The sequence below is a fragment of the Catellatospora chokoriensis genome, from assembly GCF_011297315.1.
GTDB lineage: Bacteria > Actinomycetota > Actinomycetes > Mycobacteriales > Micromonosporaceae > Catellatospora > Catellatospora citrea.
On sequence record NZ_JAAOTI010000054.1, the window covers coordinates 1 to 21,115 of the forward strand.

Consider the following 21,115-nt stretch of genomic DNA (forward strand, 5'->3'; position numbering starts at 1 on the left):
TGGACCTGCTCCGCGCCCTGGTCCACGCCCGGGGCATGACCGCGCTGGTCGCCACCCACGACGCGGCGCTGATGGAGATGGCCGACCGCGTCGTCACGCTACGTGACGGCGCACTCGTCCCCTGACCGGGGCAGGCGTCCCGTGTCGGGGCGCTTGCCCCACAAGGTGCGGAAAGCGCCTCGACACGAGGTCTGGCGGTCCGATCGTGCGGGCACGGGTCGACGAACCGATGCCATCCACCGGTCAGGACTACGGAGCGTAGATCGAAATGTACGCTGTGTAAGTTCCGTGATCGTGGGCGTCGGGGGCCGATGAGCGGTAGCCGTACGCGGCGGTCGTTCGGTGTGCTCACTCGCGAGGAGCGGACTGCTGACATGAACAACATCAAGACGACGGTCCACAGCGTGACCTACGACCTGCTCAGGTCGCTCGGCCTGACCACGGTGTTCGGCAACCCGGGGTCCACGGAGCAGACCTTCCTGCAGGACTTCCCCGACGACTTCCACTACGTCCTGGCGCTGCAGGAGGCGTCGGCGATAGCGATGGCCGACGGCTTCGCGCAGGCCACGGGCCGCCCTGCGCTGGTCAACCTGCACTCGTGCGCGGGGCTCGGCAACAGTATGGGCAACCTGATCGCCGTCAACAGGGGGCATACGCCGCTCATCATCACCGCGGGCCAGCAGCACCGGGAAATGCTCGTCGGGGAACCGTATCTGAGCAGCCCCGACGCCACGATCATGCCGCGTCCATGGGTCAAGTGGTCCTACGAGCCGGCACGCGCCGAGGCGGTGCCCGAGGCGTTCATGCGGGCGTACGCGATGGCACTGCAGCCGCCCGCGGGCCCGGTGTTCCTGTCGATCCCACTCGACGACTGGAACCAGCCGCTGGACGGCCCGGCCGTGCGGCGCTCGGTCAGCAGCAGCTACGCCCCCGACCCTGAGCGCCTGCGCCACTTCGCGGACCGCATCAGCGCCAGCCAGCACCCCGCCCTGGTCTTCGGCCCCGATGTGGACCGGGCCGGCGGCTGGCAGGACGCCGTGGCACTGGCCGAGAAGCTCAACGCGGCCGTCTACGGGGCGCCCCTGGCCGACCGCACCTCGTTCCCCGAAGACCACCCGCTGTACCAGGGCCCGCTGGGCATGTCCCTGAAGAGCGTCAGCGACCGGCTGGCCGGACACGATCTTGTCGTCGTCATCGGCACCGAGGTGTTCCGGTACTACCCCTGGGTGGCCGGTGACATCCTGCCCGCGGGCACGGACCTGCTGCAGATCACCGAGGACCCCGGCGTGGCCGGTGCCGCGCGCGTCGGCGACAGCCTGCTCGGCAACGCGAAGCAGGCGATCCGGCAGCTGGTGGAGCTTGTGGCCGCCGGCAGCGCCCGCACCGCGCCGCCGCCACTGGCCTGGCCGCGCAAGCTGCCGTCCACGCCCAGCAGCCCGCTGACCCCCGACGAGGTGTACGCGGCGCTGAGCCGGGTCCGACCGCCACACGCGGTCATCGTCAACGAGTCCACCTCGACCATGGGCCAGCACGCGCAGTGGCTGCCGACCACCGAGCCGCGGTCGTTCTACGGCACGCCCAGCGGAGGCATCGGGTGGGCCCTGCCGGCCACGGTCGGCATCGCCATGGGCCTGAAAGCGCAGAACGTGAAGCGCCCGGTGGTCTGCCTGATCGGCGACGGGTCCTGCCAGTACTCCATCCAGGCACTGTGGACCGCGGCGCAGCACAAGCTGCCCATCGTCTTCGTCGCCATGCGCAACGGCGAGTACTCCATCCTGAAGTCCTTCGCCGAACTCGAGCACACCCCGGGCGTGCCCGGACTCGACCTGCCCGGACTGGACATCGCGACCGTGGCCCGCGGCTTCGGCTGCCACAGCGTCGAGGTCACCACCACCGAGCAGCTGGAGAGCGAGTTCACCGCCGCGCTGGGAACCGCCGGTCCCACCGTCGTCGTGGTGCGGACCAAACCCCAGAAGACCGAGCTCTGAGCTGTGCGGCCGTCGCGGAGGCCCGATCGAGGAGCCTGCGCGACGGCCGGCCCTCGACGGCCATCCGGTAAGGAACGCGACATGCCGCTCTACAGCTGTACCGTCGCCCAGGGCACGCTGAGCGCCCAGGGAAAGGCCACGCTCGCCGCGGAGATCACGAGAATTCACTCCGACATCAACCACGTGCCGCCGGAGTACGTCAATGTGGTGTTCGTCGAGCTGCCGCCGGAAGACGTGTTCGTCGGCGCCCAACCCGGCCGTCCTGTGCTGATCAGCGGCTGGTCCCGGCGTGGCCACCCTCAGCAGGACACCACCCGGCTGGCGCTCCAGGTGTCAGCTGCCGCCGCCCGCATCGCCGGCGTGGAGGAGAGCCGCGTGCTGGTCGTGATCGAGGACAGCCCGGCACGATCCGCCGTCGAGGGCGGCCGTGTGCTGCCGGAGCCCGGCGGTGAAGCGGAGTGGCAGGCCGCAGGCACGACGCCCCGTCGGCCTGACGATTCCAGCCGTCCGAGTTGATCCCACCGTCGCGGGGCGGCAGCACGCCCGCAGGATGATGACCGGCGGCGGTGTCAGGCGATGTCAGGCTTCCTGCCGTGCCTGCCCGCACCCGCGCGGACCGCGCACCGGCAATCGGCCCATTGGCGATGTTCAATTGACAGTTTTGTGTCCACAGGGAACCCTGTGTGTCATGCGTTGGTCCCGGAGGCCGGGCGTCGCGACCAGTCGCAGCTGAGAACACGGGGACCTGTGGGTGTGGCCACCTGCGGACGATCAGGGCGCACGGCCGTCCGAGGGCAGCGGCGGGCCAGGTGCCACCACGTCGACCGGCGCACCCTCGGTCACCAGCCGACATGCCGTGGTCATGGCGCGCGCGAGCGCAGCTCCACGGCCTTTCCCCGACTTGCGCGGGGAACGAAGGAGACAGACCCATGAAGATCAAACGAAAGCTGCTGCTCGCCGTCGCCGCATCGTTGGCGGTGGCCGGAGTCACGATCCCGGCGGTGCAACCCGCCTTCGCGGCCTCGCTGGTCGAGGTGCCGAACTTCGGCAGCAACCCGGGCGGTATGCGCATGCACATCTACGTGCCCGACGCCCGGCCGGCCAACCCCGCGATCGTCGTGGCCATGCACGGGTGCGGGGGCTCCGGCCCCGGCTTCTACTCCGGCAGCGAGTTCGCGTCGCTGGCCAACCAGTACGGCTTCATCGTCATCTACCCGAGCGCCATGCAGGAGGCCGGGTTCGGCAGATGCTTCGACACGTGGTCGGACGCCGCCAAGCGCCGCGACGGCGGTAGCGACCCGGTCTCGATCATGTCGATGATCGCCTACGCCGTGCTCCAGTACGGCGGTGACCAGAACCGCGTCTACGCCACGGGAAGTTCCTCCGGCGGCATGATGACCCAGCACATGCTCGCTCTCTACCCGGACAGGTTCAAGGCCGGAGCGGCGTTCATGGGCGTGCCGTTCAACTGCTTCGCCAACGCGTCCGACTACCCGCCCGGCAGCAGCCAGTGCACCGGTGGCGGCATGAACCGGACCCCGCAGCAGTGGGGCGACGCGGTGCGGCAGGTCAATCCGGCCTTCACCGGCCCGCGGCCCCGGGTGCAGCTGTGGCACGGCACCTCCGACACCCTCGTGCCGTATTCGTTGCTGCAGGAATCGATCGAGCAGTGGACCAATGTGCACGGACTGACCCAGACTCCGACGTCCTCCGACACCCCGCAGGCCAACTGGAACCGCCGCCGGTTCGCCGATTCGTCGGGAACCGTGCGGGTCGAGGCGCTCAGCATCCAGGGGGCCGGGCACAGCCTGCCGTCGAGCGGCATGGCCGCGTCTGCCGTCGCGTTCTTCGGCCTGACCACCCCCGGCCCGAGCACCCCGCCGAGCCCGAGCATCCCGTCCAGCCCCAGCCCCAGCCCCAGCACGCCGCCCAGCCCCAGCCCCAGCCCCAGCACCCCGCCCAGCCCGAGCACGTCGCCCGGGCCCGGCTCCTGCCGCGTCACCAGCACGATCGATGCGTGGAACGCCGGACTGGTCGAGAACATCACCGTCACGAACACCGCCAACGCTGCGATCAACGGCTGGTCACTGGCCTTCACGCTGCCCAGCGGCCAAGTCATCACCTCCGGCTGGAACGCGGTCTACTCACCCGCCTCGGGGCAGGTGACCGCCAGGAACGTGAGCTACAACGCCGGCATCCCCGCCAACGGCTCCGTCGGCATCGGCTTCCAGGCGAACCACACCGGTAACGCCGGAAAGCCCACCTCATTCACCCTCAACGGCGCGGCCTGCGTCATCGCCTGATCGACACGACGACGGGGGCCGCGGCCGGGTGCGGGGGAGTGCGCTCCTCTGCACCCGGCCACGGCCGCAGTGCTACGGCGACACCCATTCGGGCAGGTGGGCGCCGCTCGCGATCGCCTGCTCGAACGCCGCCTGCCGCGCCGACAGCGCCGGTGCCAGGAAGACCTCGATGTCCCGGCCGAACGGCACCCGCATCGGCGGCTGCGCCATCGCCGCGACCTTCCGAACGAGCAGCGCGAACAGCTGAGGTGACGACGTGAACTCGTACTCGGCCAGATTCCGGGTGCCCAGCAGGATGCCGTCCTCGACCGCCGCGTAGTCGGCGATCCGCGTCGCCGGCTCGACCAGGGACTTGCCGTAGTTGGTGGAGAACCCGCCCAGCTGCAGGATCGTGGTCTTCACGCCCAGGTGCGCCGCTTCGGCGGCCAGCGCCTCGCCGAGCCCTTCCAGGGCGAACTTGCTGGCCGTGTACGCGGACAGGCCCGGCAGCGCCATCGACCCGCACGTGGACGAGACGAGCACGGCGTGCCCGCCGCGACGCTCCCGCCACTGCGGCAGCACCATCCGCAGCAGCCGCCACGGGCCCAGCAGGTTCGTCTCCAGCTGGTCGCGCACCTCCTGCTCGGAAACCTCCTCGACCGAGCCGAACTGGCCGTAGCCCGCGTTGTTGACGAGCACGTCGATCCCGCCGAAACGCCGCCCGGCGAGCTCGACGGCGGCCTGGCACGCCGCCTCGTCCCGCACGTCCAGCGCGGCGACGGCGACGTGCTCCGGGTGCGCCTCGGCCAGGTCGGCCAGCGTACGGGGGTCGCGGGCGGTGAGCACCGCCTGCTCGCCGGTATGGGCGAGGTTCTCGGCCAGCGCCCGGCCGAGCCCTGTCGAACAGCCTGTGACGAGCCAACGTCGTTGAGTCATGGCTCCCAGCATGACGGCACGTGATCGGGATACTCGAATGCGTGAGGATGAGTGGATGCGGCGTCCCCGCGCTCAGGTCCGTGTCCGGAACGGGGCCAGGGTGGCGCGGATCTGATCGCCCGCGCCCCAGTCGTCGTCGAACTGGGCCAGCACGGCGAGGTGTTGTCGCAACTGAATGATCGGCATGCGGCCGCGCCAGTCGTCGTCGAGAGAGGTCAGCTCCGCGTAGGTCGTGAAGAACCGTTGCGCCTCGGGCGGGGGCGAAGTCGACCACACGTGGGCGAGATCGACCTCGGCCCACATGTAGGACACCGCCGGGTCGATCAGCGCCGGCTCGCCTTCCGGTGTGGCCAGGATGTTCTGCGCCCAGAGGTCACCGTGCGTCAGGCAGGCCGGGCGGTCGGGCAGGAGGTCCGGCAGCCGGTGGCAGAGCCGCTCCAGCGCCGCCCGGTCCGCCCGGTCGAGTGCGGCCTCGACGCGCGGCTCCCCGAGCCACCGCAGCAGCCGGTGCTGTGCGAAGAAGGCGAAGCCGTCGTCGTGCCAGGTGTTGACCTGGCGTCGGCGGCCCAGCCAGTTGTCGCGATGCCATCCGAAGCGATGGTGGACCGTGCTCGTATGCAGGCGGGCGAGCATGTGCGCGAACTGCTCCCAGAAGGTCTCGCTGCACGGCCTGGCGCGCAGCACCGACAGCACGAGGAGTCCCCGGTCCGCCAGGAGCACCTCGGGTGTCGCCGCGCCGCCGATGTCGCGCAGTGCGGCCAGCCCTTCGGCCTCCGCGACGAAGACGTCGTCGGCCGGCGGCTCGGCGAGGGACTTGACGAATACCGGCGGTGCCTCCCGGCGGGTGGCTATGCCCGCCAGCGCCGCGAGCCCACCCCTGGTCGGCTCCACGGTGACCACATCGTGCATCCCGCTCCGGAGCAGGGCCTCGACCAGGAATGTCGCCGATTGCATGACCACAGGTTCCTCTTGTTCGTTTTCTCCAGGGCGTCCGAAACCCCAGTCGCACCTGGCGACTTTATCGATCGTCGCGACCGGACACTTCCACGATCCTTTCCGGATGTGGCGAGCCTCGATCGCAAGTGAGCCTTTCACGGCCAGGTTCTCAGGCATCCTACGGAATTGCCACCGTGCCGGGTTGCCCAAGGACTTCCGGAAGTTGCGGACAACCCGACCGGGCAGGCAAGCTCCGACGCTCAGAGCCAGCCGCGGCGCACCGCCTCCATGCCGGCTTGGAACCGGGTCTCGGCGCCCACCATGGCCATGATCCGGTGCACGTGCCGGTGCACGGTCCGCACACTCCAGCCCAGGGTGCGGGCGATCGACTCGTCCGTGGCGCCGCCGGCCAGCAGTCCGATCAGCTCGGCGCCCCGGTCGGACAGGCCGTCTGGCAGCTCCTCGCCCGGCCGGTTGACCGCGACCGAGCGCTCCCACAACGTTTCGAACAGCGCGATGAACGCGTCCAGCAGCGACGACGGATATACCAGGTAGGCCGCCTCGGCCACCTTCCCGCCGGTCATCACCGGGATGACCGCGAACCGGTCGTCGCAGATGAGCATCTTCATCGGCACGTCGGCGGTGACCCTCGCCCGCTCGCCGTGCTGGATGCCCCGCCAGACCTCGGCCATCCGGCCCGGGATGGCCAGCGCCGACCGGTCGTAGATGACCCGGTAGCTCAGGCCGCGGTCGGTCAGCTGATGCGTCTCCTCGGCATTGCCGCTCACCGGGTTGTCCAGGTAGGGCGGCCGGTCCATGCCTCTGATCTGCACCCGGGCCTCACGCTGGAGCCGCACCAGCGTGGCCCGCAGGTTCGCGGCCCCCTCGACCACCTCGACGAGTTCACCGGGGTGCCGCTCGGTCGCGTCACGTCGGCGGAACTGCTCGGCCAGTTGGTCGGCGTGCGTGCGCAAACGCAGCAGGTTGCGCTCCTGCTCGGCGATCAGCGACGCGGCGGCCTGGTCGGGCGGCGTCGCGGCGTACCGCGCGGGGCGGCCGGGCAGCCGATCGACGAGGCCGTGCTCGATCAGGCAGCCGAGGGCACGGGTCAGCTGCGCCCGGGAGAGCGTCACGTCGCCGAGGAGTTCGCCCAGCGTCGCCTGCCGGCGCAGGGTGAGCGCCTCGTAGACGTGCTCCTCCGGTGCGGACACACCCACCACATGCCACATTCCGAGCCTCCTCGTCTGACCCTGGCGGCGCGCCTTGGCGGCACGACGCAACCAAGATCCGCCATCACTGTTTCCGGCGCGTGAACCAGCCGGAGACCGCCGTCCGGAACCCGCCAGCTGTCCTGAACATGAACACCTCGACACATTGTCCACGCCCGCCGACCCATGCCAAGATCGCCGTCATCTCGCGCCGATGTCGTAGCTGGACAACCCGTACGGCGGGCGCGGTCGCGGCCTCGACCACGAGGCACTGCTCCAGTTCGGATGGTTAGGAGTACCAGATGGTCGTGCCCTCGACCGGAGGACGGGCCCGCGGGCGTCACCCCGCCGTACGTGCCGCACTCGTCGTGCTGTCGCTGCTCGCCGCCGCCGCGCTGCCGGGTGTCCCGGCGCACGCCGCCGTCCAGGCGGAGCAGTCCGCACCGCCGAACCGGGCCGCCCCGCACTACCGGCCCGCCGGCTGCAACACGGCCGGGGACACCACGGCCACCGAGGACGGCCCGCTCGCCCGCTGCTTCGCGCTCGGGCTGCCCGCCGCCGGCAACGGGCGGCAGCAGAAGGCCTCAGGACCCCCGGCAGGGGCGCTGGGACCGGCCGACATCCGGTCCGCGTACCGGCTGCCCGACGGTGGCGCCGGTCAGACGGTCGCGATCGTCGGCGCTTTCGGCTACGCCGCCGCCGAAGCCGACCTGGCGGTGTTCCGCGCCCACTACGGACTGCCGCCGTGCACCACCGCCAACGGCTGCTTCCGCAAGGTCGACCAGTCCGGCGGCAGCGACTTCCCGGTGGAGGAGCCGGGCTGGTCGATCGAGGCCGCCCTGGACCTCGACGCCGTCTCCGCGGCCTGCCCGAAGTGCCGGATCCTGCTGGTCCAGGCAGACAACAACGCGATGGGCAACCTCGGCCGCGCCGTCGACACCGCGGCCCGGCTGGGCGCGGTCGCCGTCTCCAACTCGTACGGCGTCCCCGGTGAAGCCCACTACCAGCACCTCTACCACGCCCACTACGACCACCCGGGCATCGCCATCACCGTGGCCAGCGGCGACATCGGCAACGTGCAGAGCTTCCCGGCCACCCACCCGGACGTCACCGCGGTGGGCGGCACCCTGCTGACCCGCGACGCGTCCCCGCGCGGCTGGTCCGAGACCGCCTGGGCCTACGCGGGCAGCGGCTGCTCCGCCTACGAACCGCGCCCCGACTACCAGGCCGGCATCGACACGCAGTGCGGGGACAAGCGCGCCACCGCCGACGTCTCGGCCACCGCGGCGCCCGAGTCCGGGCTGGCCGTCTACAACACCCTCGGCCAGGACGGCTGGGCGCAGTGGGGCGGGACCTCGCTGGCCGCGCCGCTGCTCGCCGCGATGTACGCGCTGGCCGGCGACCCGCTGCCCGGCACGTACCCGGTCACCTACCCGTACCGCAAGGACAAGGCCGCGGGCCTGTCCGACGTCACCACCGGCTCGAACGGCTACTGCGGCAACCTGCTCTGCACCGCCGGCGCGGGCTGGGACGGACCGACCGGCCTGGGCACCCCCGCCGGGGTCTCGGCGCTGACCCTCGGCGCGAGCGGGCAGCTGACCGGCACCGTCACGGCCGGACAGAACACGCACGGCAAGAAGCACGGCGCGCTCGCGGGCGTGACCGTCACCGCCACCGACGCCATCGGGGCGACCTTCCGCGCGACGACCGACGCCAAGGGCCGCTACCGCCTGCCCGTGCCGGTCGGCGGCTACGACGTCACGGCCGCCGCGTCCGGCTACCGCTCCCCGACGGTGGTCAAGGCGACGGTCAGCAGCGGCGCGCAGGTCGTGCGTGACCTCACCTTGACCGCGATCCCGACCCGGACGCTGACCGGCACCGTCACCGACGGCTCCGGCCACGGCTGGCCGCTCTACGCCAAGGTCGCCGTCGACGGCCAGCCCGACCCGGTCCTCACCGATCCCTTCACCGGCCGATACGAGGTCGAGCTGCCGGTCGGCGGCACGTACACCCTGCGCGTGTCCCCGGTCGACCTGCCCGGCTACGTCGCCGGCACGGCGACCGCCACGATCAGCGCCCCGGCCGCCGGAAACACCGGTCCGGTCCGGCGTGACGTCGTGCTCACCGCTGACGACACGTCCTGCAACGCCACCGGGTACGCGTGGCGCCACCAGGGCGTCGCCACCGATTTCGCCGGGTGGTCCGGCCAGCCGGAGGACGGCTGGCGGGTCACCGACGAGACCGGCTCCGGCCAGACGTGGCGCTTCGACGACCCCGCGCACAAGGGCAACCTGACCGGCGGCGAGGGCGGGTTCGCCACCGTCGACACCTGGTCCCAGGTCGGCGACATCGACTCGACCCTGGTCAGCCCCCCGGCCGACCTGTCCGGCGTGTCCGCGCCGGTGATCGGGTTCGACGGCGACTACTACGCCTCCGGCTTCGGTGTCCAGTCCGCGTACCTCGAGCTCAGCCTGGACAACGGGACCAGCTGGAGCGTCGTGCGCCATTTCGCGGACGTCAGCGTCTCGGGCCACCTCGAGATCCCGATCCCGCAGGCCGCGGGGCGCGCCGGGGTCCAGGTCCGGTTCCGCTACCAGGGCAGCATCGCCGACTGGTGGCAGGTGGACAACGTCTTCGTCGGCACGCGTGCCTGCGCGGTCGTGCCCGGCGGCTTCATCGCCGGACAGGTCCGCGACGTCAACACCGGCGGGGTGCTCAGCGGCGCGAAGGTGTCGGCCGGCGCCGGCTCGGCATCGGCGAGCCGGGTGACCGCCACCGACGGCAACGGGTTCTACCGGGTCTTCGTCGAGAACGGGGGATCGGTCCCGGTGACGGCCACCGGTCTGCGGTACGGCGACGCCACGGCGGCCGTTCGCGCCGACCGGGACCGCGTCGTCCGCCAGGACTGGCACCTGCGGGCCGGGCAGCTGGCCGTGAGCCGGTCCAGCCTGCCGGTCTCCGTGCGGCCGGGCCGCACCGTCACCAGCGAGGTCCGGCTCACCAACACCGGTGACCGGGCGCTGCGGGTCACCCTCGTCGAGCAGGACCGCGGCTACACCCCGTCGCCGGGCGGGCACCGCACCGCCGGGCCGGAGGCGCCGCTCGTCAAGATCCCCGTGTCGGACGGGCCCAGGTCGCGCTCCTTCGTGCGCAGCGCCGCGACTGCGCGGCCCACGCAGTCGGCCGCGGACGGCACCGCCTGGGTGGACCTGCCCGCTCTCCCGGAGCCGCTGGTGGAGAACGTGGTCGCCGACAACGACGGCACGGTCTACTCGGTCGGCGGCAACACCTACGGCCGCATGATGGCCGAAGGGTTCGTCTACGACCCGCAGGCGCGGGTCTGGAAGCCGATCGCCGACCTGCCGCAGCCGCTGATGAGCGCCGGCGGCGCGTTCGTCGACGGCAGGATGTACGTGGTCGGCGGCTGGGACAAGACAGGCGAACCCCTTGCCACCACCTACGCCTACGACCCGATGACCGACCGCTGGTCCCGCCGGGCCGACCTGCCCGCCGCGGTCGCCGACGCGGCCACTACCACGGTCGACGGCAAGCTTTACGTGGTCGCCGGATGCCCGTCCTACGAGTGCTACACCCCGTCGAACGCGACCTACCGCTACGACCCGGACACCGACCGGTGGACCCGGCTGGCCGACTACCCGCTCGGCGTGGCGGACCACGCCTGCGGCTCGTCCGGCAACGGGCTGGTCTGCGTCGGCGGGCAGATGCCGTACCTGAAGGACTCCACCGGCGACGCCTTCCGCTACTTCGCCGAGTCGGACACCTGGGTGCCGACCACCGGGCTGAACCCCCTGTACGGCATGGCCTACGCCACCGTCGGCGGCCGGCTGCGCGTCATCGGCGGCGTCACCGCGAGCAGCATCACCAACCAGGTGATGGAGTTCGATCCGGCGACCGCGGTGTGGTCGACGCTGCCCAACGCGAACCGGGCGGTGCTCGGCGGCGGGGCGGCGTGCGGCACCTACCAGGTCGGCGGCCAGGTCAGCGGGGACACCCTCACCGGAGCGGCGCAGCAGCTGCCCGGCGCGGAGTCCTGCATCCGCGGCACTGACGTGTCGTGGCTGTCGGCCAAGCGGGAGCTGACCATCCCGGCGGGCCGCACCGTCACGGTGACGGTCGCGGCGTCGGCCCCGGCGGTGGCCGGGCACGGGGTCTACACGGCGCAGGTGGCGTTCGAGACGGACACTCCGTACCGGACGGAGCCGCTGGCGGTGGTGATGACCCTGCGCTGACCGGCGGTGTGCGGAGCCCGCCCGGTGGACGTGTCCGCCGGGCGGGCTCCGCATTTCCACGTGGACTCAGGTGCGGGTCCACCGCTGGTTGGCCGCACCGTTGCAGGACCAGAGGATCACCGGTGTGCCGTTGGCGGTGGCGTTGCCGGAGACATCCAGGCAGAGTCCGGAGCCGACGTTGCTGACGGTGCCGTTGCTGTTGAAGTTCCACCGCTGGTTGGCCGCGCCGCTGCAGGTCCACATCTGGACCTTCGACCCCGCTGCGGCGCCCGTGGGCGCGTCGAGGCACTTGCCGAGCGACTGGACGGCCTGCCCGTTGACCGTCCACTGCTGGTTCGACGCGCCGCTGCAGTTCCAGATGATCGGCTGGACGCCGTTGGCGGTGCTGCTGCCGGGCACGTCGAGGCAGCGCCCGGAAGCCGCACTGACCAGCGCGGACGATGCCGGGGTGGTGCTCGTGCCGATGCTGCCCGGCACCGCGCGTAGAGCGGCGTACCAGGTGGCGGCCATCTTGTCGTAGCCGGTCGCGGTCGGGTGGATGCCGTCGATGAGGTCGGCGGTGGTGAGCGCGCTGTGCATGTCGACGAGGTGGACGCGCCGGCCCGCGTTGACCTTGCTCTGCACGATGCCGGGGATCGCGGAGTTGAAGGTGCGCGCGGCGTTCTCCTGTCCGGAGTTGCTCAGCGGGATGATGGTCGCGACGAACACGTCCGCCGAGGGCGCCGCGGCGGTGATGCGGTCGAGCAGGCTGGACAGCCTGCCCGGGGCGCCGGACAGGTTGTAGTTCTGCAGCACGTCGTTGGTGCCGATGTGCAGCAGCACCGTGCGCGGGGTGGTGTTCTGGAGCCAGCCGCCGATGTTGGCGTCGATCTGGTCGATCCGCCAGCCGGGGTGGCCCTCGTGGTCGTGGTCGCCGAGCGCGGACGGCCCGTTGAACTGCGTGCCGACCAGGTCCACGCGGTATCCGCCGGCGGCCATCCGCTGCCACAGCCCCGTCCGGTAACCACCGGGCACCTGGGTGCCCTCGGTTATCGAGTCGCCCAGCGGCATGACCCGCACCCCGCCGTTGGACTCGGCGTGGGCCACGCCGATCTGCATCGCGGTCACCGCGACGGTCAGCGCCAGCGTGGCCGCCGCGGTGGTGAGCAGGCGCGCGTACTTGGCCATGGTCGATCCCTTCGCTCAGGTCGCCTCGGCGGGCGGTCACTGACCAGGGCAGTGGTGACCGCTCACATCGAGCCTGTTGCGGCCAGAGGGCAGTCGTTACCTGATGTCCTCGGCCTAATAACATGGATGACATGTGATGTGTCCGGTCCAATGTGACCGATAACATCTGAGGCGTCAAGGGTGTACGTTTCCCGGACCACGGGAATCGACGGCAGTCGTTGACATGTGACGTGTTACGTCGCTACGGTGGCGCTGTCCCACGGGGACAGTCGGCCTGGGGCAGTGAGCCGACCGCCCGCAGCCCGCTGCGTGGTGAAGCGACGACCGGGCCGGCAGCCGCGCCGCCGGCCGCAACGCCCAGCTCCGGCTCCACCCCGCTGACAGATCAACCGCCTGCCCGCCCGGGTGCGGCGGTCCGGCTGTGCTGTCCCGTGCCCCCAGCCGCAGGCGGCCCCGGCAGTGCAGTCCCCGCTCCCAAGCAAGGAGACAGCACCGTGGAATCCATCCAGCACCGACCCGCCCGGCAACGGTGGCTCGCCGCGCTCGGCGCGGCCGCCGTCGTCATCGCGGGCGCCCTGACGGCCACCGCACTGACCGGCCCGGCGGCTTACGCCGCCACGACCGCCGGCTGCGGCAAGAGCCCGACCCTGCGCACCGGCTCGTACACGATCCAGAGCAGCGGCCAGAGCCGCAGCTTCAACCTGCGTGTCCCGGACGGCTACAGCAACACCCGCTCCTACCGGCTGATCTTCGCCTACCACTGGCGGGGCGGCACCATGAACGACGTCTCCTCGGGCGGCAGCAGCGGGACCACGTGGTCGTTCTACGGCATGCAGCAGCAGTCCGACAACAGCGCGATCCTGGTGGCCCCGCAGGGTATCGGCAACGGCTGGGCCAACTCCGGCGGCGCCGACGTCACCTTCACCGACGACATGATCCGCATGATCGAGAACGACCTGTGCGTCGACACCACCCAGCTGTTCGCCATGGGCTTCAGCTACGGCGGCGGCATGAGCTACGCGATCGCCTGCGCGCGGCCGACCGTCTTCCGCGCCGTGGTGGTGTACGCGGGCGCGCAGCTGTCCGGATGCAGCGGCGGCAGCCAGCCGATCGCCTACTTCGGCATCCACGGCGTCTCCGACAACGTGCTCAACATCTCGCAGGGCCGCTCGCTGCGCGACACGTTCCTGCGCAACAACGGCTGCGCCCAGCAGAACGCCTCGGAACCGGCCGCGGGTAGCGGCCGGCACATCACGACCACCTACTCCTGCCGTGCGGGGTATCCCGTGCAGTGGGCCGCGTTCGACGGCGGCCACGGGCCGGCGCCGGTGGAGGGCTGCTCCGGCTGCGAGGACGGCGCCCGAACCTGGACCAAGACGGAGGCATGGCGGTTCCTGTCGCAGTTCGGGTCCAGCGCGCCACCGAGCTCCCCGCCGCCGAGCAGCCCGGCGCCGGGCCAGTCCAACGTGCTGCTGGTGGGCCAGCAGTCGGGCCGTTGCATCGACGTGCCCAACAGCGCCACCGCCAACGGCACGCAGATGCAGCTGTGGGATTGCCACGGCGGGACCAACCAGCGCTGGACCTACACGGCGAACCGGCAGTTCACGGTGTACGGCAACAAGTGCCTGGACGCCAACGGCGGCGGAACCGCCAACGGCACCGCCGTGATCATCTGGGACTGCAACGGCCAGGCCAACCAGCAGTGGAACCTCAACGCCAACGGCACCGTCACCGGTGTCCAGTCGGGGCTGTGCGTCGACGTGTCGGGCGCGGCCACCGCCAACGGATCGAGGATCCAGCTCTGGAGCTGCCACGGCGGCACCAACCAGCAGTGGAGCACCCGGAACTGACAAGGCCCGTCAGGCCGGCCGCACCGTGCCGGCCTGACGGCCCCACCGGGCGCGGATCCGATGCGGTCCAGGCGCCGTGCCCACTCGACGAAACGCATGGCCGCGCGTGGAATCCGGCCGAAATGGAATAGACACAAGCCGTTGACGTGTGACGTCATACGTCGCTACTGTTGCGGTGCTCCAAGGAGGACAGCGGCCTCCCGAGCAGCGGCTTTCGCCATTCGAAGCGGCTGCGCGGCAGGGAAGGCAGTGCTCGCTCCGGCGGCCCGGCTCGCGGCCGCCGGACCATCGCGGCGGGACACCCGAAAGGAAGAAGACGTGAAGTCAGCTTTATCGACCGTGGGAAGATCGCTGGTGGCGGTCGCGGTCCTCATGTCCGCCTCGCTGGCAGCCGCCGTCGCCAGCCAGGCACCGGCCTCGGCCGCGACCCAGGCGACGTACTACGTGGCGCCCGACGGCAGCGACAGCAACCCGGGGACCATCGGCTCGCCGGTGCGGACCGTGCAGCGCGCCCGGGAGCTCGTCCGCGCCGTCAATGCGAACATGACCGGGGACATCTATGTGTACCTCCGCGGCGGCAGGTATCCGGTGAGCAGCACGATCGAGTTCGGCGCGAGCGACTCGGGCACCAACGGCTACCGCGTCGTCTACGCCGCGTACCAGAACGAGACGCCGGTCCTCGACGGCGGGGTGCAGGTGACGGGGTGGACCCAGCACAGCGGCAACATCTGGAAGGCTCCCCTCAGCCGGTCGAACAAGCTGCGCGCGCTCTACGTCAACGACAAGCGCGCGTACATGGCGTCCAAGACGATCTCGTCCGCGGGCTGCTACGGGACGTACAGCGTCACGGCCGGTCAGGCTTCGTGGGCCTGGGAGTCGGGGTCGCAGTGTGACGGGGCCAGGTACAGCGCGTCGGACTTCCCCGCCATCAACGGCAACCACGACGACATCGAGATCGAGACCGGCACCACCTGGACCACGGCCATCGTGGGCGTCCGCCAGGTGACCAGCGACGGCTCCGGCCGCATCGCGCTGTTCCAGCAGCCGGGAGCGGCCATCGCCCAGGGCGCGTTCAACGGCAACGCCCAGGTCGGCGGCACCCACAAGGTCATGAACGCCTACGAGTTCCTGGACTCCCCGGGCGAGTTCTACTTCAACAAGTCCACCCAGACCCTGTACTACTACAAAGCCAGCTCGGAGAACATGGCAACGGCCGCGGTCTTCGCGCCCAACAACGTGACCACGCTGGTGCGGATCGCCGGCAGCTCCACCGGCAGCCACGCGCGCAACATCACGCTGTCCGGGCTCACCGTGCAGCACTCGGACTGGAACCTGTTCAACGTGGCCGGGTCGGCCTACAAGCAGGCACAGCAGGGCAACCTGGGTGCCACCGCGTACGCCAAGGGCAACTTCCACGTCTACTACTACCGCAACGTCGACGTCACGCCGACAATGATCGACATCTCGAACGCCGACGGGATCCTGCTGCAGCGCAACCGGGTGCAGCACGCCGGCGCCGACGGCATCGGCATGGTCAACGACGTGCAGAACTCGCAGCTGATCGGCAACTTCACCAACGACATCGCCGGCTCCGCCATCAGCGTGGGCCACCCCCAGCACGTGTACATCGGCGACTACACGTCGAGCAACCGCGAGAAGTACCCGGTCGGAGTCGAGGGCCTGCCGAAGACCATCGACATCAAGAACAACTACCTCTACGACAGCGCCGTGCTGTTCAACGGGCACAGCCCCATCACCGCCTACTTCGTCGACACCCTGACGGTGCAGCGCAACCGCATCGAGAAGGCGCCGTGGTCGGGCATCACGATGGGCTGGGGGTGGTGGAACTTCGACGGCTCGTCGGGCTCGATCGCGCCCAACCGCCCGACGACGACGGCGAGGAACAACACGATCAGCTACAACCACTTCATCGACACGGTGCAGCGACTCAGCGACACCGCGCCCATCTACACCCTGGGCAGCCAGCCCGGGACCACCATCACCAACAACTACTTGCAGGGCGTTCCGTCCGGGCACAAGTACGGCCTGCACCCTGACGAGGGCTCGGCGTACATGACGTTCCGCGACAACGTGCTGAGCGTCGACAAGAACGTCACCTGGCTCGTCAACTCCGACGACTGGGGGCGCAAGCACGACCTGAGCATCACGCAGACGTACGGCCCCATCAACAAGGTGTCGAACAAGGTCCTGCCCAACAGCACGGTCCACGACATCCTCGTCTCGTCCGACTACGTCTGGCCGGCGGCGGCCTACAGCATCGCCGTCAACTCCGGGCTGGAGGACGCCTACCGGGGCATCATCCCGCAGGGCAATCTCGTGCTGCCCGACTACGTGCTGCCGGCCAGCACCTACGTCGGCAGCAGCGGGACAACGATCCCGATCCGGAGCACCGGCGACTCGACCAGGTCCGTCTGGCTCGCCCCGTACGGCACGACCAGCTTCGTCGCCGGTGCGACGATGACCCGCGCCGACGGCACCGCCACCTCGATCGCCGTGCCCACCTCGGCGGGCGAGTACCGGCTCTACGTGGTGGACGCGCAGGGCGTCCGCTCGGTGGAGTCGAAGTCGATCGTCCGGCGGGAGGGCAGCGGCGGCGGTGGCCAGCAGAACGTCCAGATCGTGGGGGGCCAGTCCGGCCGCTGCGTCGACGGGCCCAACAGCGCCACCGCCAACGGCACGCAGATGCAGCTGTGGGACTGCCACGGCGGCACCAACCAGCGGTGGACCTACACCAGCGGCAAGCAGCTGACCCTGTACGGCAACAAGTGCCTGGACGCGTCCGGTGCCGGCACCACCAACGGCACCGCGGTGGTGATCTGGGACTGCCACGGCGGCACCAACCAGCAGTGGAACCTCAACGCCAACGGCACCATCTCCAGCGTGCAGTCCGGGCTCTGCGTGGATGCCACCGGCGCGGCGACCGCCAACGGCACCAAGATCGTCCTCTGGTCGTGCAACAGCGGCGCGAACCAGCAATGGAGTCTGCGCAGCTGAGCACACAGGTCGTCGACTCGGCACCGCTCTGGGCGGTGCCGGGTCGACGACCCAGCGGTCAGGACGCCGTCCGGCGGCCGAACCCTGCCGCCTCAGGCGACCGTGCAGGCGAGCGTCGGCGTCGACGGCGTCCCGCCGGCAAGGAATCCGAAGGTGGCCGATGCGCCGGCCGACAGGTTGCCGTTGTACGACACGTTGCGCACCGTGACCGACTGACCGTTGCTGGACAGGGTGCCGCTCCACAGCTGGGTGATGGACTGGCCGCCGGCCAGCGTCCAGCCGACGGTCCAGCCGGTGATCGGGGCGCTGCCCGCGGTCACCGTCACCTCCGCCTGGAAGCCGCCTGGCCAGGAATTGACCAACCGGTAACCGGCGCTGCACCCGGCCCCGGGGGCGGGTGAGGACGGAGCGGGGCTGCTCGGAGCGGGGCTCGCCGACGGCGAGCTGCTCGGCGACGGGCTGGCCGAAGGGGACGGGCTGGCCGAAGGTGAGGCGCTGGGGGAGGGCGCGGCGGTGAACTGGGCCAGGAACGTGTTGACCGCGGCCGACGTCCACGTGCGGGTGCCGCTGGTCGCCGTCGAACCGTCCACCGGGTGGGGGGCGTGGTCGCCGTCGAATGCGGCCCATTGGACCGGATACCCGGACCGGCAGCCCGAGTACACGGTGGTGATGTGCGTCAGGCTGCCCTGGGCCGGCTCGCGTGGGCTCTGCGCGGTGCACCCGTTGTTGCGCACGAACGTGTCGCGCACGGCGCGGCCGCTGGAGATGTTGAGCACGCTGTCGTGGGTGCCGTGGATGCCGAAGTAGGCGACCGGTTGCGTGCCCCCGCTGCAGCCGCTGAGGTTGGCGCCGGAGTAGACCACCACCGCGCGGAAGACCGCCGGCCGGGCGCAGGCCAGCGCGTAGCTCATCGCGCCGCCGTAGCTCCAGCCCATGGCGAACACCTGGCTCGTGTCCACGCACAGGTCGCCCTCGATCAGGCTGACCAGGTCGTCGATCAGGGTGACGTCCCGGCCGTTGGTGTTGGCCCAGCCGTTGCTGATGCCCTGCGGCGCGACGAAGATCGTGCCGTCGTTGGACAGCTGCTTCTGCCCGTAGAAGGCCCAGGCCGACCCGTCCGACCCGCCGGTGGCGACGTCGTTGGCGGTGCCGTTGAGCCAGTGCAGTCCGAAGATGAGCCGGTACGGACGGGTGTTCTGGTAGCTGCTCGGCATGCTCAGGATGTAACTGCGGGTCTGGCCGCTGCTCTGGATCGAGCGCGTCCCGCTGGTCAAAGTCGGGGTCCTGCCGCAACCGGCGGTCGGCCCCGCCTCGGCCAGGCGCGGGACCAGTAGGACAGCGCCGGTCAGGGCCAGTGTCAGCAGGCTGCTCAGCACCCATCGGCGCCGGCTCGGGCTGGTCGTTCGTCTCATGGCACTTCCTCGGTAGCAACAGTCGGGAGTCGGCTTGCCCTGGCCCTGCCCTGCCTGCGTGCCGGTCTCCCGCTTGCGTACGTTGTCGGGCTCCGTCGACGACGTGTGTCATGAAGGATGCCTCTAGGGCACGAAAGTGTCAATCGATGTAGCCGGATGGCGTCGGAACTCGGCGGTACCTCGCGTGCCGACATCCCGCGCATACCATGTGCGGGCCCCCGTGCCGCGGGGCGTGGTCCTCTCAGCGCCGGAGTCGCGTGGTGCAGCTGTTCGAAATCGAAGAGATCTTCCCCGACGTGGCCGGCGGTTCCCGGCTGCCGCGGCGCCAGGCCGGCAACTCGGCGCAAAGCCTGGCGACGACGCTCGTCGCCGACTACACGCTGCCGACGCGCGCCTGGCTGCCGTCATCCGCCGTCACGACGCTGCTCGGCGAATTCGGGATCACCAGCGGCGCGGCGCGGACCGCCATCAGCCGGCTGGGCCGCCGAGGCGTGCTGGAGAGCAGCCGGGACGGCCGGCACAGCTTCTACCGCCTGACCCGTGACGCCGCCGGCGAGCTGTCGGCCGGGGGTGCCTGGATCGCGCGGTTCGCCGAGCAGGCCCGCAGCTGGGACGGCACCTGGACGCTCGTGGCCTTCTCGTTGCCGCAGGAGCACGGCGCGCAGCGGCGGTCGTTGCGCGGCCAGCTGCGATGGCTGGGCTTCGCGCCGTTGTACGACGGGCTCTGGGTCTCGCCGGACCCGTGGAACGCCACCGTCGCCGGGCGGCTGGCCGCCGTCACGCCCGGCGCGATGACCGTGTTCCGGGCGGGCCATGTCGACCTGGCGGTCAGCGCCGACCGCAACCCGATCGAGGCGTGGGACATCGTCGCGATCGCCCGGCACTACGAAGCCTTCGACCGGCAGTGGAGGCCGCTGCTGCAGCGCGTCCGCGGTGGACGGATCGTCGGCGCCGCGGCGGTCCGGGCCCGGACGGAGATCATGGACGCCTACCGGCACATCCCGCTGCTCGATCCGCAGCTGCCCGTGGAGTTGCTGCCGGCCGGCTGGCCGCGGGCGCGCGCTCGCGAGGTGTTCGTCGAGATCTATGACGGGCTGGCCGAGCCGGCTCAGCGACACGTGCTGGACGTGGTCCGGCAGTTCACCGGTGAGCCCGTCGTCGGCATCAGGGCCCACACCGTCGCGGTGATGGCTGCCAGCTGAGTCGTTCGGAAGGACGTCCGGAAGTTTCGGTAGGCTCGTGATGATCCATTGTGTCGCGAGTTTTCGTGCCCGGTGAGCGGTAGCTCATTCGGCTCGGCGAAGATCGTCTGAAAGTGCTATCTAGCTGCTAAGAGTCACCCGTCGTGTGAGCATCGAGCCCGGGCGGTGCCCGGTCGTCACCACATTGGTCGGTGATCATTTTCCGGAAGTTATCGAAAAGTTGGCGTTGCGACCTGCACTCAAGCATGGCAACATGCCCCGGTATCGATACCCGCCCCCGCGGCGCAGCGGCCGATCGCCCGAGACGAGCCCGCGCCGATCCGGAAAGGAGACCATGATGACAGCGCTTCCCTCTGCGCATCGTGGCAGGAACCCGCAGAAACGATCACCGATCCACAAGGCCCTGCTCGCCGGTGCCGCCGGTGTGGTCGCGACGCTGACCGTCGTGGCCATGATTCCGAACGCGAACGCGGCTGCCAGCACGCTTGGCGCCGCCGCCGCGCAGTCCGGCCGGTACTTCGGCACCGCCATCGCCGCGAGCAGGCTCGGCGACTCGACGTACAGCACGATCGCGGCCCGCGAGTTCAACATGATCACCGCCGAGAACGAGATGAAGCCCGACGCGACCCAGCCGAACCGGGGCCAGTTCAACTTCAGCTCCGGCGACCAGATCTACAACTGGGCGACCCAGCGCGGTCTCAAGGTCCGCGGGCACACCCTGGCCTGGCACGCCCAGCAGCCCGGCTGGATGCAGAGCCTGTCCGGCAGCAACCTGCGCCAGGCGATGATCGACCACATCAACGGCGTCATGGGCCACTACAAGGGCAAGCTCGCCGCCTGGGACGTGGTCAACGAGGCCTTCAACGAGG

Annotated in this window: 13 protein-coding genes and 1 pseudogene; 9 read left to right on the forward strand and 5 right to left on the reverse strand. The window is 70.6% G+C overall.

What is annotated here, in order from left to right; translation table 11 throughout:
• From HAV39_RS43140 to HAV39_RS41205, 4 genes and pseudogenes are all read left to right on the forward strand, one after another.
• Positions 1 to 125, forward strand: a pseudogene (locus tag HAV39_RS43140) (ABC transporter ATP-binding protein); the annotation flags it as partial.
• 249 nt (positions 126 to 374) lie between these two features.
• Positions 375 to 1,988, forward strand: a complete 1,614-nt coding sequence (mdlC, locus tag HAV39_RS41195; RefSeq protein WP_191844508.1) for a benzoylformate decarboxylase — start codon at positions 375 to 377, stop codon at positions 1,986 to 1,988.
• 81 nt (positions 1,989 to 2,069) lie between these two features.
• On the forward strand, positions 2,070 to 2,504 hold the full coding sequence (locus HAV39_RS41200) for a tautomerase family protein (protein WP_191844509.1): 435 nt from the start codon (positions 2,070 to 2,072) through the stop codon (positions 2,502 to 2,504).
• Between the two features lie 413 nt (positions 2,505 to 2,917).
• Complete coding sequence (locus tag HAV39_RS41205; protein WP_191844510.1) at positions 2,918 to 4,291, forward strand: extracellular catalytic domain type 1 short-chain-length polyhydroxyalkanoate depolymerase; 1,374 nt, start codon at positions 2,918 to 2,920, stop codon at positions 4,289 to 4,291.
• 72 nt (positions 4,292 to 4,363) lie between these two features.
• Here the strand turns inward: HAV39_RS41205 and HAV39_RS41210 are convergent, their stop codons facing one another.
• From HAV39_RS41210 to HAV39_RS41220, 3 genes are all read right to left on the reverse strand, one after another.
• Entirely contained in the window at positions 4,364 to 5,206 is an 843-nt protein-coding gene (locus tag HAV39_RS41210) for an SDR family NAD(P)-dependent oxidoreductase (protein ID WP_191844511.1), read from the reverse strand.
• Between the two features lie 72 nt (positions 5,207 to 5,278).
• Positions 5,279 to 6,160 (reverse strand): fructosamine kinase family protein, encoded by an 882-nt coding sequence (locus tag HAV39_RS41215; RefSeq protein ID WP_191844512.1) that lies wholly within the window; start codon positions 6,158 to 6,160, stop codon positions 5,279 to 5,281.
• A 242-nt stretch (positions 6,161 to 6,402) separates the two neighbouring features.
• The gene (locus tag HAV39_RS41220) at positions 6,403 to 7,371 is read right to left on the reverse strand and encodes a helix-turn-helix domain-containing protein (RefSeq protein WP_191844513.1); all 969 of its coding nucleotides are present in this window, start codon (positions 7,369 to 7,371) and stop codon (positions 6,403 to 6,405) included.
• Positions 7,372 to 7,652: 281 nt separating this feature from the next.
• On the opposite strand from HAV39_RS41220, the gene HAV39_RS41225 reads away from it, so the two are divergent.
• Positions 7,653 to 11,600, forward strand: a complete 3,948-nt coding sequence (locus HAV39_RS41225) for a Kelch repeat-containing protein (RefSeq protein ID WP_191844514.1) — start codon at positions 7,653 to 7,655, stop codon at positions 11,598 to 11,600.
• Between the two features lie 66 nt (positions 11,601 to 11,666).
• On the opposite strand, the gene HAV39_RS41230 is transcribed toward HAV39_RS41225, so the two are convergent.
• Positions 11,667 to 12,767, reverse strand: coding sequence for an RICIN domain-containing protein (locus tag HAV39_RS41230; RefSeq protein WP_191844515.1), 1,101 nt, complete (start codon positions 12,765 to 12,767; stop codon positions 11,667 to 11,669).
• Positions 12,768 to 13,270: 503 nt separating this feature from the next.
• On the opposite strand from HAV39_RS41230, the gene HAV39_RS41235 reads away from it, so the two are divergent.
• Positions 13,271 to 14,617, forward strand: a complete 1,347-nt coding sequence (locus tag HAV39_RS41235; protein WP_191844519.1) for a ricin-type beta-trefoil lectin domain protein — start codon at positions 13,271 to 13,273, stop codon at positions 14,615 to 14,617.
• A gap of 372 nt (positions 14,618 to 14,989) precedes the next feature.
• Positions 14,990 to 17,632, forward strand: a complete 2,643-nt coding sequence (locus HAV39_RS41240; RefSeq protein ID WP_373311934.1) for an RICIN domain-containing protein — start codon at positions 14,990 to 14,992, stop codon at positions 17,630 to 17,632.
• A 92-nt stretch (positions 17,633 to 17,724) separates the two neighbouring features.
• On the opposite strand, the gene HAV39_RS41245 is transcribed toward HAV39_RS41240, so the two are convergent.
• Positions 17,725 to 19,044 carry a CE1 family esterase gene (locus HAV39_RS41245; RefSeq protein ID WP_191844517.1) on the reverse strand — a complete coding sequence of 440 codons (1,320 nt, stop codon included), beginning with the start codon at positions 19,042 to 19,044 and terminating at the stop codon, positions 17,725 to 17,727.
• Positions 19,045 to 19,304: 260 nt separating this feature from the next.
• Between HAV39_RS41245 and HAV39_RS41250 the strand changes: the two genes are divergently transcribed.
• Complete coding sequence (locus HAV39_RS41250; protein WP_239121053.1) at positions 19,305 to 20,246, forward strand: PaaX family transcriptional regulator; 942 nt, start codon at positions 19,305 to 19,307, stop codon at positions 20,244 to 20,246.
• A 337-nt stretch (positions 20,247 to 20,583) separates the two neighbouring features.
• A partial coding sequence (locus HAV39_RS41255) for an endo-1,4-beta-xylanase (RefSeq protein WP_223124449.1) occupies positions 20,584 to 21,115 on the forward strand: 532 nt, incomplete at its 3' end.

What these genes read in the sequence shown, in the direction of transcription:
- HAV39_RS41205 (WP_191844510.1), top strand. Translation starts at nt 2,918, where the DNA reads ATGAAGATCAAACGAAAGCTGCTGCTCGCCGTCGCCGCATCGTTGGCG.
- HAV39_RS41210 (WP_191844511.1), bottom strand. Translation starts at nt 5,206, where the DNA reads ATGACTCAACGACGTTGGCTCGTCACAGGCTGTTCGACAGGGCTCGGC.
- HAV39_RS41200 (WP_191844509.1), top strand. Translation starts at nt 2,070, where the DNA reads ATGCCGCTCTACAGCTGTACCGTCGCCCAGGGCACGCTGAGCGCCCAG.
- HAV39_RS41240 (WP_373311934.1), top strand. Translation starts at nt 14,990, where the DNA reads ATGTCCGCCTCGCTGGCAGCCGCCGTCGCCAGCCAGGCACCGGCCTCG.
- HAV39_RS41220 (WP_191844513.1), bottom strand. Translation starts at nt 7,371, where the DNA reads ATGTGGCATGTGGTGGGTGTGTCCGCACCGGAGGAGCACGTCTACGAG.
- HAV39_RS41245 (WP_191844517.1), bottom strand. Translation starts at nt 19,044, where the DNA reads ATGAGACGAACGACCAGCCCGAGCCGGCGCCGATGGGTGCTGAGCAGC.
- HAV39_RS41230 (WP_191844515.1), bottom strand. Translation starts at nt 12,767, where the DNA reads ATGGCCAAGTACGCGCGCCTGCTCACCACCGCGGCGGCCACGCTGGCG.
- HAV39_RS41215 (WP_191844512.1), bottom strand. Translation starts at nt 6,160, where the DNA reads ATGCAATCGGCGACATTCCTGGTCGAGGCCCTGCTCCGGAGCGGGATG.
- mdlC (WP_191844508.1), top strand. Translation starts at nt 375, where the DNA reads ATGAACAACATCAAGACGACGGTCCACAGCGTGACCTACGACCTGCTC.
- HAV39_RS41225 (WP_191844514.1), top strand. Translation starts at nt 7,653, where the DNA reads ATGGTCGTGCCCTCGACCGGAGGACGGGCCCGCGGGCGTCACCCCGCC.